Here is a 12,630-nt window from a genome sequence, read left to right as displayed (position 1 = left end):
CAATCGCGCGTGGCGCGGGTGAAATCGTCCGCCCGCGGGTGTAAATCGGCGTGTACACCCTGGGGTGTACACGGCTAGTGGCCCAGCAACTCGCCGGTGCCCACCAGGCCCGCGCGGAACGCGAAGAGGACGGCGTGGACGCGGTCGCGGGAGTCAGTCTTGAACAGAATGCGGTGCACGTGCGTCTTCACCGTCGCGGGGGAGAGTGTCTCGGCCTCGGCGATCTCCTCGTTTGAGTAGCCGAGCGCCACCAAGCGAAGGACCTCCACCTCGCGCGGGGTAAGGCGCTCGAGCATCGCCTCGTTGCGTGCCGCCTCCTGATGCTCCGGGGCCTGCGCCGCGCCGATGACGTGGCGGGTCACCTTCGGCGCGAGCACCGCGTCGCCGCCGTCGACGGCGCGGATCGCGCTGAGCAGCTCGTCGGGGTCGGCGTCCTTGAGCAGGAAGCCGGAGGCGCCGGCATCGAGCGCGTCGAGCACCAGCTCCTGGTCGTCGAAAGTGGTGAGCATGATGACCCGGGTGTCGGGGTGCTCCGCAAGCAGCGCACGGGTGGCTTCGATGCCACCGACGCTGGGCATACGGATGTCCATGAGCACCACGTCCGCGGCCTCTCGGCCCGGCACCTCATCGCCGTCGCCGGCCTGCCACGCCACCTCCATGTCGCCCTGCGAGCCAACCAGCATGGAAAACCCAGCGCGCACGAGCGGTTGGTCGTCCACAAGCGCAACCGTGATCATCGAGGTACCTCCGCCGTCAGCACAAACTTGCCACCGTCGCGCTCGAAGCGTACCCGCCCGCTGACCGCGGCCACCCGCTCCTCGATGCCCACCAGCCCGAAGCCCCCCGTCGAGCTTTTGCTTTTTGATGCCGCGTTTTCCGCCTCCACCACAATCGAGTGGGCACCCACCACAAACCGGATCACGCCGGCGGGGGAGGACGCGTGCCGCAGCATGTTGGTCACTGCCTCCTGGCAAACGCGATAGAGCGTGAACTGCGTGAGCGCGGGCAGGTCGGCGGGCAGGTCGTCGAGGCCCTCGACGGTCAGGTCGGTCCCGCGGCGGCGGGCGTCGTCGAAAAGCGCCTCGAAGTCGTGCCGGCTCGGCGCGGTGCCGGCGGGGCGCTCGGTCTCGTCGCTGCGCAGCACGCTGAGCAGCCCGCGTATCTGGCCGAGCGCCGTGCGCGACTCCCGGCTGATGGTCTCCAGCGCCTCCTCCGCTACCTCCGGGTTGGACTTGGCGGCGTAGCGGGCGCCGTCGGCAAGCGCGGTGATGCCCGCGAGCGTGTGCGCGACGATGTCGTGCATCTCCCGGGCGATCTGCGTGCGCTCGCGCACGTGCGCGAACTCCACCTGCTGCTCTAGCTCCGAGATGCGCTCGCGGCGCTGGCGCGCCTGGGTGCCCAGCAGGTAGAAGAAGCCCAGCGCCAGCCAGCACAGCACGGTCGCGCCGACCCCGGCCTCCACCGCCTCGGTGGTGGTCATGCCGCTGGGCCACTCGGCGTCGAAGAACAGGTGGTGGGCGTAGAGGCCGGCGGTGGAGACCCCCAGCACCCACGCCACGAGCCAGGGCCGCTGCCTGCGCGGGGCGGACAGGCCCAGCAGGTAGGAGGCGAACGCCAGCGGCGGGGCCCAGTAGAGGAAGACGCTGAGGCTCTGCAGCGCCAGGGCAAGGGTGGCGCACGCGGCGATGCCGGGGACCCACAGCGCGGCGCAGGAGGCGGTCGCGCCCGCCAGGATGGCGGCCCCGGCCAGCTTTGCCGCCGCGCCGACCGGCGACTGCACTGTCACCCAGTCGACGATGAAGAGCGCGCCGAGCAGGATCGAGGCCACCGCCGCGCCGGTGCGGGCGCGCCCGGTCAGCTGGCCGCTCACGCGTCCGCCCCGTGCTCCGCGAAGAACGTCGTCATGGAGTCGAGCAGGTGCTGGTTCCACACTCCGTGGGCGCTCAGCGCGGAGGCGTGGTCGGCGTGCGGGCGTACCTGCTCGGTGAGCTCGACGCCGCTCGCCGCCGCGGCGGCGTGGAAACCCTCGTAGCTGCCGGGCGGGACGAGGCGGTCGTCCGCGCTGCGCACGATCATCGTCGGCTGCGAGCGGTCCGTGACGTGGTTCGCCGAGGTCACCGCGTCGGCGCGCGCCGGGTATTCGCCCGGGGTGCCGCCCAGGTACTTTTCCACCGTCTCGCGCGCGCCGCGGCCGGCGTACGGGTCGTCGCCGCCCCACACGGCCCGGGCGTCGAGAGCGGGGGAGTCGGCATAGACGGCGCGGGGGACGGCGGCGCGGCCGCCGCAGTCGGAGGTAAGCGTGCCGGCGGCGGCATCGTAGGAGGCGTCGAGAAGCAACTGCCCTCCGGCGGACTCGCCGTAGGTGAAGAACCTCGCCGGGTCCCCACCGTAGTCGGCGGCGTGCGCGCCCACCCACGTAAATGCGCAGCCAACCTCGCCGGCGGCGACGTCCCAGGTGGGCTGCTCACGGCTAGACAACGTGTAATCCATCGACACCACAACGTAGCCGCGGTCAGCCATCTGCCGCATGTTGTAGGCCTGGGAACGCTTATTGAGCTGGTCCCAGCCGCCGCCGTGCGTGTAGAGGAGGACGGGGCGCGGGCCGCCCTCCCGCGGGAGGTAGACGTCCATGTCCAGCTCGTCGGCCCCGAAGAGGTCGAACGGGACGGTCGCGTCGGGCCCCTGGGCGGTCTTGTCCAACCCCGCCCAGCTCAGCGCGGCCCACGCGTCGGCATCGGTGCCAAGCGCGCGGGCGGCGTGCAGCTGGCCGCCGAAAAGCGCCGCGGCGGCCGCGGTGGCCACCACCCCGAGGGCCGCCGGCAGAAGGTTCGCCCGCGAGGCGCGGGCGAGTGCGGCAGACGCCGCCGCCACGCCCAGCGAAATGAGCAGGAGCGGGCCCGCGTACTGCGGGCTGACCAGCGATGCCGCGCCCCAGTACGCGACGTGCGGGGTGAACGGCGCGAGCGCCAGCCAGGCAGCCAGCGCCGCGATCATCGCGAGCGGGGCGGCGAGGATGCGTGCGGGCCACTGCATGCTGTTGTTGCACTTGCTACTACTGCGCGCGGGAGTGGCCCAGCATCTCGTCCCACTCCACGATCTTCTTGCGCTCGCGCGGGAAGTTCGGGTCGGCGGCGCCGAGGGCGCGCTCGGCCTCGTCCAGCTTGTACCAGCCTTCCCAGGTGGCGTAGTCCACACCGCGCTCGCGGAGCAGATCGAAGATATCGTCCGCGCCGGTGTGCGACGGGGCGGCGAGGCGGCCTGCCGCGGCGTCGGCCACGAGCATGTCGGTGGTTTCCTTGGCGTCGGACTTGGTGTTGCCGATCAGGCCGATCGGGCCACGCTTGATCCAGCCGGTGACGTAGAGCTTGTCCTCGACACCCGCGCCCTCGTCGGCGGAGACCAGCACGTGGCCGCCGTCGTTTGGGATGACGTGGCGCTCCAGGTCGAAGGGCACGCCCTCGACCGGCTCGGAGCGGTAGCCCACGGCGTGGTAGACCTGCTGGACCGGCCAGTCGGTGAACTTCTCGGTACCGCGGATGCCGCCGTTGCCGTCGAGCTCCTGGCGCTCGGTGCGGATGCCGGTCACGGCGCCGGAGTCGTCGGTGAGCACCTCCACCGGCTCTTCGAAGAAGTGGATGTGGATCTTGTGTGGCGCGTCGTCCGGCTCGCGCATGGCGTACTGCTCCAGCACCTGGCAGTTCAGGTCGACGGACTTGTCGGAGCGGCGGACCTGCTCGGACAGCTCGTCGTAGTCGATGTCCTCGGGGTCCACGAGCACCTGGATGGTGTCGGACTCGTCGAGCTCGCGCAGCTCCTTCGGCGTGAACTTCGCCTGGGCGGGGCCGCGGCGGCCGAACATGTGCACGGTCTCGGCCTTGTTGTTCTTCAGCGACTCGTACACGTTATCCGGGATCTCGGTGACGGCGAGCTCGTCGCCGGTCTTGGCCAGGACGCGGGAGATGTCCAGGGCGACGTTGCCCACGCCGACGACGGCGACTTCCTTGGCCTCGAGGTTCCAGTTGCGCTCGAAGCGCGGGTTGCCGTCGTAGAAGCCGACGAACTCGCCGGCGCCGATGGACTTGTCGCCACCCGGGATGAGCAGCTCGCGGTCGCGCACAGCACCGGTGGAGATGACAACAGCGTCATAGTAGTCCCGCAGGTCGTCGATGGTGACATCGCGGCCGACGGTGACGTTGGCGATGAGGCGCAGCTTGTCCTTGTCCAGCACGTTGTGCAGGGACTTCACAATGCCCTTAATCCGCGGGTGGTCGGGGGCCACGCCGTAACGGATCAGGCCGAACGGGGCTGGCATCTGCTCGAAAAGGTCGACGTGGATGTCGTGTTCTTCGTTGCGGATTAGCAGGTCGGAGGCGTAAATGCCGGCAGGGCCGGCACCAACTACGGCGACGCGCAGGCTCATAAGTTCATTGTCCTTTCGCAAAAGGGTGTGTTGATGGTGGACACTATAGCGTATAGACCGAGTGGTCTTAAACCTGCAAATAATTTCATTCTCAGCCCTCGTAAAACGTTTACATTCACGGCATTAACCGGCACTTTCGATAGTCCGGTTGTTTTAGACCGAGTAGTCCGGCACTATTGGCCAGCAATGGCTCCGGGCCACCCGGAGGTGTACAGAGTTGTCTAGTTAGGGAGAGTAGATGAGCGCACCCACTAAGCCCAGGACGAAGAAGCCGGAGGGGCAGTGGCTTATCGACGGCTCCACGCCACTGAACCACGACGAGGAGATTAAACAGGAATCTCCAGTCCTGGACGTCAAGCAGCGCGTGATCGACGTCTACTCCAAGGGCGGCTTCGATTCGATCGACCGCGAGGACCTCTACCCGCGCTTTAAGTGGCTCGGCCTGTACACCCAGCGCAAGCAGAACCTGGGCGGCGAGTTCACCGGTGAGGACAACAGCGTCCTGGAAGACAAGTACTTCATGATGCGCATCCGCTTCGACGGCGGCATCTGCTCCACCGAGCAGGCCCGCGCCGTCGGCGAGCTTTCCCGCGACTACGCACGCTCCACCGTGGACCTCACCGACCGCCAGAACATCCAGTTCCACTGGGTGCGCATCGAGGACGTCCCCGCGATCTGGGACACACTCGAGGAGCACGGCCTGAACACCTGGGACGCCTGCGGCGATGTGCCGCGCGTGATCTTAGGCTCCCCGGTCGCTGGCATTGCCAAGGACGAGATCATCGACGCCACGCCCGCGATCCGCAAGATCCAGCAGATCGTCACCGACGACGAATTCCAGAACCTGCCGCGCAAGTTCAAGACCGCGATTTCCGGCAACGCCCGCCAGGACGTCGTTCACGAGATCAACGACCTCGCCTTCATCGGCGTCGAGCACCCCGAGCTGGGCCCCGGCTTCGAGTGCTACGTCGGCGGCGGCCTGTCCACCAACCCGATGCTCGCGCAGTCCCTCGGCGCCTTCGTCACCCTCGAACAGGTGCCGGACGTGTGGGCGAACGTGGTGCGCATCTTCCGCGACTACGGCTACCGCCGCCTGCGCAACCGCGCGCGCCTGAAGTTCCTGGTCAAGGAGTGGGGCGTGGAGAAGTTCCGCCGCATCCTCGAGGAGGATTACTTGGGCTATGCGCTTGCCGACGGCCCAAAGGCCCCCAACAACCTGGTCGACCGCGACCACATCGGCGTGCACGAGCAAAAAGACGGCAACGTCTACATCGGCGTGAAGCCCACGCTGGGCCACATGTCCGGCGAGCAGCTCATTGCGCTCGCGGACCTGGCGGAGAAATACGGCGTGACCGACCTGCGCTTCACTCCGTTTAAAGAGGTGCTGTTGCTCGGGGTGAAACCGGAGGACGTCGAGAAGCTGCAAAGCGACTTGGAGGAAATGGGGCTGTACTCGAAGCCCTCCGAGTTCCGCCGTGGCCTGCTCAGCTGCACCGGCCTGGAGTACTGCAAGCTTGCGCACGTGACCACGAAGTCCCGCGCCATCGAGCTGGCGGATGAGCTGGAGGAGCGCTTCGGCGACCTGGATTCGCCCATCACCATTTCGCTCAACGGCTGCCCGAATGCGTGCGCGCGCCACCAGGTCTCCGACATCGGGCTCAAGGGCCAGATGGTGGCGAACGAGGACGGCGAGAAGGTCGAGGGCTTCCAGGTGCACCTGGGCGGCACGATTGGAGAGGGCGCGAACTTCGGCCGCAAGCTGCGCGGCCACAAGGTGCTGTCGACCGAGCTGACGGATTACGTCACGCGCGTGGTGCAGCACTACGTGGACAAGCGCGAGGACGGGGAAACATTCCGTCAATGGGTCGCCCGCGCGGACGAGGACGACCTGCGATGAGCTTTCGCCGAGCCCCGAATCCGAACCGCAATTTCCCCTCGTTTTGCCCTTATTGTGGCGGGGAGGACCTCTGGCCGAACGAGGAGACGGACTTTGCCTGGAAATGCGGGGAGTGCCTGCGTGTTTTCGAGGTGAAGTACCACGGCCAGGACGATCCGGACACCCCGCACGCGCCCGCGCCGTCGACGGAGGAGGCGCTGCAGGCCTCCCTGGCGCGGCACGGGCATACCGCAGTAGTGAAGGAAGAGAAGCGATGACCAACCTGCTCAACCAGCCGGGAGGAAACTTCCGCGACCCCGAGATCAGCCCGGAGGGGCCGAGGGAGACGGCGGCGTTGCCGGAGGACGTCGCGAAGCAAAACGCTCAGCTTGTTCAGGAGTGGGCACCCAAGCTTTACGACGCATCCGCCGCCGACATCCTCGGCTGGGCCCACGAGCACGCGCCCGGCAAACTCGTGGTGACCCTCTCCATGGAGAACACAGTGTTGGCGGAGTTGGCTGAGCGCCACCTGCCCGACGCGGATTTCCTCTTTTTGGACACCGAGTACCACTTCCCGGAGACCCTCGAGGTGGCCGACGCAGTTGAGGCCCGCTACCCCTCGCACACGCTGGTGCGCGCAAAGGCCCAGCTCACCCGCCCGGAGCAGGACAAGGTGTACGGCCCGAACCTGTACCTGCGCAACCCCGGCGCGTGCTGCCGCATGCGGAAGGTTGAGCCGCTGGCGGTGCACATGAGCCCGTACGCCGGCTGGATCACTGGCCTGCGCCGCGCCGACGGCCCCACCCGGGCCGAGGCGCCCGCACTGAGCCTGGATAACACCGGGCGGCTGAAGATCTCCCCGCTGGTGACCTGGTCGCTGGAGGACACGGAGGCCTTCGAAGAGGACAACGACCTGATCATCCACCCGCTGACCCGTCAGGGCTACCCCTCCATCGGCTGCGCGACCTGCACCCTGCCGGTGGCCGAGGGGGAGGACCCGCGCGCCGGGCGCTGGGCGTTCGCATCCAAGACCGAGTGCGGCCTGCACGAATAAAAGGAGCTTTAGACAAGATGACGCAAGCAACGACAACTGAGCTGTCGCCGCACCTGAAGGACTTGGAAAACGAGTCCATCCACATCATCCGCGAGGTGGCCGGGCAGTTCGACAAGATCGGCCTGCTGTTTTCCGGCGGCAAGGACTCCTGCGTGGTCCTCGAGCTGGCGCGCCGGGCCTTCGCGCCGGCGGCGATGCCGATTGAGCTTTTGCACGTGGACACCGGCCACAACTTCCCGGAGGTGATTCAGTTCCGCGACGAGCTGGTGGAAAAGCACGGGCTGCGCCTGCGCGTGGCCGAGGTGCAGGACTGGATTGACCGCGGCGACCTGCAGGAACGCCCCGACGGCACCCGCAACCCGCTGCAGACCGTGCCGCTGGTGGAGACCATCGCGGAGGTCGGCTACAACGCCGTTTTGGGCGGCGCGCGCCGCGACGAGGAACGCGCCCGCGCCAAGGAGCGTGTGTTCTCCGTGCGCGACTCCTTCGGCGGCTGGGACCCGCGCCGCCAGCGCCCCGAGCTGTGGGACCTGTACAACGGCGCGACACTGCCGGGCGAGAACGTGCGCGTGTTCCCCATCTCCAACTGGACCGAGGCGGACGTGTGGGAGTACATCGGCGCGCGCGGGATTGCCCTGCCGTCGATTTACTTCGCGCACGACCGCGAGGTGTTCGGCCGCGACGGCATGTGGCTGACCCCGGGCGAGTGGGGCGGCCCGCGCGACGGCGAGCAGCTTGAGACCCGCCGCGTGCGCTACCGCACCGTGGGCGACATGTCCTGCACGGGCGCGGTCGACTCCGACGCATCCACGATCGACGAGGTGCTCGTCGAGATCGCCAACTCCACCCTGACCGAGCGCGGCGCGACGCGCGCCGACGACCGCCTGAGCGAATCCGCCATGGAAGACCGCAAGAAGGAAGGCTACTTCTGATGACTACGACTACCGCTCCAGCCGCTTCTGCCGCAGCCGCTTTGGCGGACCGCGAAACGCTGCGCCTGTGCACCGCCGGCTCCGTCGACGACGGCAAGTCCACCTTCGTCGGACGCCTTTTGCACGACACGAAGTCCGTGCTTGCGGACCAGCTCGCTTCCGTCGAGCGCACCTCGGCCGACAGGGGCTTCGAGGGTCTCGACCTTTCCTTGCTTGTCGACGGGCTCCGCGCCGAACGCGAACAGGGCATCACCATCGACGTGGCCTACCGCTACTTCGCCACCGACAAGCGCACCTTCATCCTCGCCGACACCCCGGGGCACGTGCAGTACACGCGCAACACCGTGACCGGCATGTCCACCTCCCAGGTGGTCGTGCTGCTGGTGGACGCCCGCAACGGCGTGGTGGAGCAGACCGTCCGCCACCTCACCGTGGCCAAGCTTTTGGGCGTGCGCACCGTGATCCTGGCGGTGAACAAGATCGACCTGGTCGGCTACTCGGAGGAGACCTTCAACGAAATCAAGACCACCTTCGACGCCAAGGCCGCCGAGCTCGGCATTGAGGACCCGCACGTGGTGCCGATTTCCGCGCTTCGTGGAGATAACGTCGCGGAGCGCAGCGACGCGACCCCCTGGTACACCGGCCCGACCGTGCTGGAGCTGCTAGAGACCATCCCGGTCCACCACGGCCGCGCCGACGACCTGGACTTCCGCTTCAACATCCAGTACGTGCTGCGCGAGCACGCCTCGGACTACCGCGCCTACGCCGGCCGCGTCAACGCCGGTTCCATCTCCGTCGGCGATGAGATCCTCGCCCCGTACGGCCGGAAGACCACCGTCGCCGGCATCGACTCCACCGACGGCCCGGTGGAGACCGCCCACGCCGGCGACTCGGTTGCCCTGCGCCTTGCCGACGAGATCGACCTGACCCGCGGCGACCTCCTGGCCTCTGGAACCCGGCCGGAAGACACAAGGGAGTTCGCCGCCACCGTGGTGGGGCTGACCGAAAAGGAGCTGCGCGCCGGGCAGGCTGTGAAGCTGCGCATCGGCACCGCGTTCGTGCGCGCCCGCGTGGCCAGCGTGGACCGCGTCCTCGACATCGACGGTGCCGCCGGCGACAACACCTCGCCCGAGGCCGTTGCGCTCAACGAGATCGCGCACGTGACCATCCAGACCGCCGACGAGCTGCCGGTCGAGCCCTACGCCGCCCGCGGCGCGGTGGGCAATTTCCTGCTCGTGGATCAGTCTTCCGGCAACACGCTGGCCGCGGGTCTCGTGGGAAAGCGCCTGCGCTAGGAGCTGCACCATGACCGCGCTGATCACCCTCTCCCACGGCTCGCGCCACCCGCGCGCCAAGGAGGGTATCCGCGCGCTCACCGAAGCGGCGGCGGACACACTCGGTGTGGAGTGGGTGGACGCGCACCTCGAGTTCGATCGCCCCACCCTCGCCGAGGCGGCCGCGGCGCTGTCATCGCCGCGTGCCATCGTCGTGCCGCTCCTGTTCACCCGCGCGTTCCACGCGAAGGTGGACGTGCCGGCCCACCTCGCCGAGGCGCGCGAGCACTGCGACCTCACCCTCGCAGAGCCGCTCGGCACCGGCCCAGACATCGCCGAGGCCCTGCACAAGCGTTTGCGTATCGACGCACCTTCGGCCTCCCACGCCACCGTATTCCCCGTCGGCACATCGGATGCCGAACAGGCTGCGAACTACGTACGCCTGGCAGATGACCTGGCGCGTTTGGCGGGGGTCGATGTGTCGGTGGTGCAGGCGACGAGGGGCGACCGGAGGTTCGTCGATAAGCACACGCACGTGCTGCCGCTGTTTGTCACTCACGGAACACTCCTGGACCGGATCCCGCCGCACCTGTCAGCTTCTGGGCCGCTGACCACAGACCTCGCGGACGTCGTTGCCAACCGCTACCGCACTGCCGAAAAGGACGCCTGAAATGTACAAGATTGAGACGCTGCTGCTCATCGCCGTGGCCGGCCTGGCCGCCCAACTTGTCGACGGCGGCCTCGGCATGGGCTTCGGCGCCACCTCGTCCACCATGCTCATCGCACTGGCCGGGCTGACTCCCGCGGCCGCGTCCGCCGTCGTGCACACCGCCGAACTGGGCACCACCCTCGCCTCCGGCGTGGCGCACACCCGCTTCGGCAACGTGGACTGGCGCACCGCGTTCGCCATCGGGATCCCCGGCGCAATCGGCGCTTTCCTCGGCGCGACGGTGCTGGTGCGTCTCTCCACCGAAGCCGCTCGGCCGGTGATGTCGCTGATCCTGGCCCTGATCGGGCTGAACCTGATGCTGCGCTTCGCACGCGGGCTGACCCAGCGCAAGATGGTGGAAAAACCTCACTCCCGCGGGTTTTTGGCCGGCCTAGGCTTGTTCGGCGGGTTTGTGGACGCCACCGGCGGCGGTGGCTGGGGGCCTGTGACCACCTCGACGCTGCTGTCCGCCGGGCGCGCCGAGCCGCGACGCATCGTCGGCACCGTAAACACCGCCGAGTTCCTGGTCACCACTGCCGCCACCCTCGGGTTTGCGGTGGGGATGTGGCACGATTTGATGGCCAACATCGCCGGGGTGCTCGCGCTGCTGGTGGGCGGGGTCGTCGCTGCGCCTATCGGAGCGTGGGTGGTCACCCGCATGAACCCCATCGCGCTAGGCGGGGTCGTGGGCACCTTGATCGTGTTTCTGAACCTGCCGGTGGTGCTGAAGTTCCTCGGCGTGGACTCCGGACTGTGGGTCGTGCGCGTGCTGGTTTTGCTTCTCGGTGCAGCTCTGTCCGTGCGGGGCGTGCTCAAGGCGCGCCAGAACTCGCGGGCCGCTGGGGAGCGCGAGGGAGCGACAGTGGTCGACCCGGAGCCGGCGCGCCTACGATAAGCAACCATGTCTGATACCCAGCCTGATTTGCTTATCGTCGCAGCCATGAAAGAAGAAGCCGCGGACATCATGTCCGGCGGCGACCATGAGGTGCTCATCACCGGCATCGGTACCCTGCCCGCCGCGATCGCGCTGACCCGCCGCTTGTCGGAGGGCCCGCTGCCGTCGCGCGTGATCAACGTCGGCACCGCCGGCGCGTTGGTGGACTTGGAGCCCGGCGTCTACGAGGTCTCCGATGCCGTCAAGCACGACTTCAAAGTCGGCGGCACCTCTGAGATCACCGATTTTGTCTACCCGCGCTGGTTCTCGTTCGACCCGCTGACCGAGCTGCCCAAGGCGAAGCTCGCCACCGGTGACGCGTTTGTGAACCGCTCCGATCTGCGCGACGAGCTCGCCCGCGAGTGCCAGCTCGTGGACATGGAGGGCTATGCCCTGGCCGCGGTGTGCTCCACCTTCGGCGTGCCGCTGACCCTGCTCAAACAAGTCTCCGACTCCGCCGACGAGTCCGCCTCCGAGGTGTGGGAGGCCGCCCTCGAGCGCGCCCGCGTCGAGCTGGAGCAGGCGCTGCGCGAGCACCTGCGGTAATCGGGGCGCGGGGCCGCTGCGCTCCCGGCGACTGCTCCCTGGGCCCTTTCCCTGGGGCCCGCGCCCCATCTTGCGAATCTGCTAGTTGCCCCGCATGCCCAACTAGCAGATCAAGTGTCCAAATTTCTGTTGTCCCAGGTGATGTTGGAACCAGGTGCCAGTAAAGAGCTCATCTGCTAGTTCCACTTTTGGGCAACTAGCAGATGAGCCCGCAGCGATGCGGAGGCGCCACAAACCCAGAGCACGAAACCCCTATTAAGCGCGAAAAAGGCGCTTAATAGGGGTTTCGTACTGGGGGTCTGACGGAGGGAACAGAACCCTACTTCGCGAACTCCTCCACGAGGGTGGCGTTGAACGCCGGCAGGTCGTCCGGGGTGCGGGAAGAGATGAAGCCGGAGTCGACCACAACCTCCTCGTCGACCCAGTTGGCGCCGGCGTTGGCCAGGTCGGTCTTGACGTTGGCCACGGAGGTGAGCTTCACGCCCTTGAGCAGGTCGGCCTCGGCGAGGATCCAGCCGCCGTGGCAGATCACGCCGATCGGCTTGCCGGCATCCTTGAACGCCTTGACCAGAGCTACGGCGTCGGCGTCGGTGCGGATGGTGTCGGCGTTAACCGTGCCGCCGGGCAGGATAAGGGCGTCGAACTCGTCGGCGGAGGCGTCGGCCGTCTTAGCGTCGACAGTCACCTTCGCGCCCTTCTTGCCTTCGATCTCACCGGTTTCGGTGGAGATGACCTTGGTGGTCGCGCCGGCCGACTCCACGGCCTCCTTCGGGGAGGTCAGCTCCGAATCCTCGAAGCCGTTAGTGGCGATGATTGCGACGTTCTTGCCGTTGAGGTCAGCCATGGTTTCGTCCTTTCGTCGATGAGTAAGTACGGCGCCCACCG

13 protein-coding genes are annotated in these 12,630 nt (G+C 67.7%); 8 read left to right on the top strand and 5 right to left on the bottom strand.

Annotated features, from left to right (window positions below; genetic code table 11):
- Positions 1-74 precede the first annotated feature (74 nt).
- The 4 genes from CAFEL_RS09955 to CAFEL_RS09940 are packed head-to-tail and all read right to left on the bottom strand — an operon-like array spanning position 75 to position 4,420.
- Positions 75-737, bottom strand: coding sequence for a response regulator (locus tag CAFEL_RS09955; protein ID WP_038613169.1), 663 nt, complete (start codon positions 735-737; stop codon positions 75-77).
- Positions 734-1,870 carry a histidine kinase gene (locus CAFEL_RS09950; RefSeq protein ID WP_051952337.1) on the bottom strand — a complete coding sequence of 379 codons (1,137 nt, stop codon included), beginning with the start codon at positions 1,868-1,870 and terminating at the stop codon, positions 734-736. The genes CAFEL_RS09955 and CAFEL_RS09950 overlap by 4 nt, the downstream gene beginning before the upstream one ends.
- The gene (locus CAFEL_RS09945) at positions 1,867-3,033 is read right to left on the bottom strand and encodes an alpha/beta hydrolase (RefSeq protein WP_194560604.1); all 1,167 of its coding nucleotides are present in this window, start codon (positions 3,031-3,033) and stop codon (positions 1,867-1,869) included. Before CAFEL_RS09945 ends, CAFEL_RS09950 begins: the two co-directional genes overlap by 4 nt.
- 19 nt (positions 3,034-3,052) lie before the next feature.
- The gene (locus CAFEL_RS09940) at positions 3,053-4,420 is read right to left on the bottom strand and encodes an FAD-dependent oxidoreductase (protein WP_194560605.1); all 1,368 of its coding nucleotides are present in this window, start codon (positions 4,418-4,420) and stop codon (positions 3,053-3,055) included.
- A 238-nt stretch (positions 4,421-4,658) separates the two neighbouring features.
- On the opposite strand from CAFEL_RS09940, the gene CAFEL_RS09935 reads away from it, so the two are divergent.
- Genes CAFEL_RS09935 through CAFEL_RS09900 form a run of 8 tightly spaced genes read left to right on the top strand, consistent with a single transcriptional unit; the run spans position 4,659 to position 11,745 of the window.
- Positions 4,659-6,317 carry a nitrite/sulfite reductase gene (locus tag CAFEL_RS09935; RefSeq protein ID WP_194560606.1) on the top strand — a complete coding sequence of 553 codons (1,659 nt, stop codon included), beginning with the start codon at positions 4,659-4,661 and terminating at the stop codon, positions 6,315-6,317.
- Positions 6,314-6,574, top strand: a complete 261-nt coding sequence (locus CAFEL_RS09930; RefSeq protein ID WP_035000191.1) for a hypothetical protein — start codon at positions 6,314-6,316, stop codon at positions 6,572-6,574. The genes CAFEL_RS09935 and CAFEL_RS09930 overlap by 4 nt, the downstream gene beginning before the upstream one ends.
- On the top strand, positions 6,571-7,350 hold the full coding sequence (locus CAFEL_RS09925) for a phosphoadenylyl-sulfate reductase (RefSeq protein WP_194560607.1): 780 nt from the start codon (positions 6,571-6,573) through the stop codon (positions 7,348-7,350). Before CAFEL_RS09930 ends, CAFEL_RS09925 begins: the two co-directional genes overlap by 4 nt.
- A gap of 17 nt (positions 7,351-7,367) precedes the next feature.
- A complete protein-coding gene (gene cysD / locus CAFEL_RS09920) occupies positions 7,368-8,282 on the top strand; it encodes a sulfate adenylyltransferase subunit CysD (RefSeq protein ID WP_194560608.1) in 915 nt (304 codons plus the stop codon).
- Positions 8,282-9,577, top strand: a complete 1,296-nt coding sequence (locus CAFEL_RS09915; protein ID WP_194560609.1) for a sulfate adenylyltransferase subunit 1 — start codon at positions 8,282-8,284, stop codon at positions 9,575-9,577. The genes cysD and CAFEL_RS09915 overlap by 1 nt, the downstream gene beginning before the upstream one ends.
- A 10-nt stretch (positions 9,578-9,587) precedes the next feature.
- Entirely contained in the window at positions 9,588-10,226 is a 639-nt protein-coding gene (locus CAFEL_RS09910) for a sirohydrochlorin chelatase (protein ID WP_194560610.1), read from the top strand.
- A gap of 10 nt (positions 10,227-10,236) precedes the next feature.
- Positions 10,237-11,160: a sulfite exporter TauE/SafE family protein gene (locus tag CAFEL_RS09905; RefSeq protein WP_194560769.1), complete on the top strand. Its 924-nt coding sequence runs from the start codon at positions 10,237-10,239 to the stop codon at positions 11,158-11,160.
- A 6-nt stretch (positions 11,161-11,166) separates the two neighbouring features.
- On the top strand, positions 11,167-11,745 hold the full coding sequence (locus CAFEL_RS09900; protein WP_194560611.1) for a nucleosidase: 579 nt from the start codon (positions 11,167-11,169) through the stop codon (positions 11,743-11,745).
- 319 nt (positions 11,746-12,064) lie between these two features.
- Here CAFEL_RS09900 and CAFEL_RS09895 read toward each other — a convergent pair whose 3' ends face one another.
- On the bottom strand, positions 12,065-12,589 hold the full coding sequence (locus CAFEL_RS09895; protein ID WP_194560612.1) for a type 1 glutamine amidotransferase domain-containing protein: 525 nt from the start codon (positions 12,587-12,589) through the stop codon (positions 12,065-12,067).
- Positions 12,590-12,630 lie beyond the last annotated feature (41 nt).

This window comes from Corynebacterium afermentans subsp. lipophilum (genome assembly GCF_030408375.1).
Lineage (GTDB): Bacteria > Actinomycetota > Actinomycetes > Mycobacteriales > Mycobacteriaceae > Corynebacterium > Corynebacterium lipophilum.
Note: the sequence above shows the minus strand (reverse complement) of the source record. Positions and strands in the feature narration are given on the sequence as shown.

Coding starts and splice junctions, on each gene's coding strand:
- cysD (WP_194560608.1), top strand. CDS start 7,368: ATGACGCAAGCAACGACAACTGAGCTGTCGCCGCACCTGAAGGACTTG.
- CAFEL_RS09900 (WP_194560611.1), top strand. CDS start 11,167: ATGTCTGATACCCAGCCTGATTTGCTTATCGTCGCAGCCATGAAAGAA.
- CAFEL_RS09910 (WP_194560610.1), top strand. CDS start 9,588: ATGACCGCGCTGATCACCCTCTCCCACGGCTCGCGCCACCCGCGCGCC.
- CAFEL_RS09925 (WP_194560607.1), top strand. CDS start 6,571: ATGACCAACCTGCTCAACCAGCCGGGAGGAAACTTCCGCGACCCCGAG.
- CAFEL_RS09895 (WP_194560612.1), bottom strand. CDS start 12,589: ATGGCTGACCTCAACGGCAAGAACGTCGCAATCATCGCCACTAACGGC.
- CAFEL_RS09940 (WP_194560605.1), bottom strand. CDS start 4,420: ATGAGCCTGCGCGTCGCCGTAGTTGGTGCCGGCCCTGCCGGCATTTAC.
- CAFEL_RS09930 (WP_035000191.1), top strand. CDS start 6,314: ATGAGCTTTCGCCGAGCCCCGAATCCGAACCGCAATTTCCCCTCGTTT.
- CAFEL_RS09955 (WP_038613169.1), bottom strand. CDS start 737: ATGATCACGGTTGCGCTTGTGGACGACCAACCGCTCGTGCGCGCTGGG.
- CAFEL_RS09915 (WP_194560609.1), top strand. CDS start 8,282: ATGACTACGACTACCGCTCCAGCCGCTTCTGCCGCAGCCGCTTTGGCG.
- CAFEL_RS09935 (WP_194560606.1), top strand. CDS start 4,659: ATGAGCGCACCCACTAAGCCCAGGACGAAGAAGCCGGAGGGGCAGTGG.
- CAFEL_RS09945 (WP_194560604.1), bottom strand. CDS start 3,033: ATGCAGTGGCCCGCACGCATCCTCGCCGCCCCGCTCGCGATGATCGCG.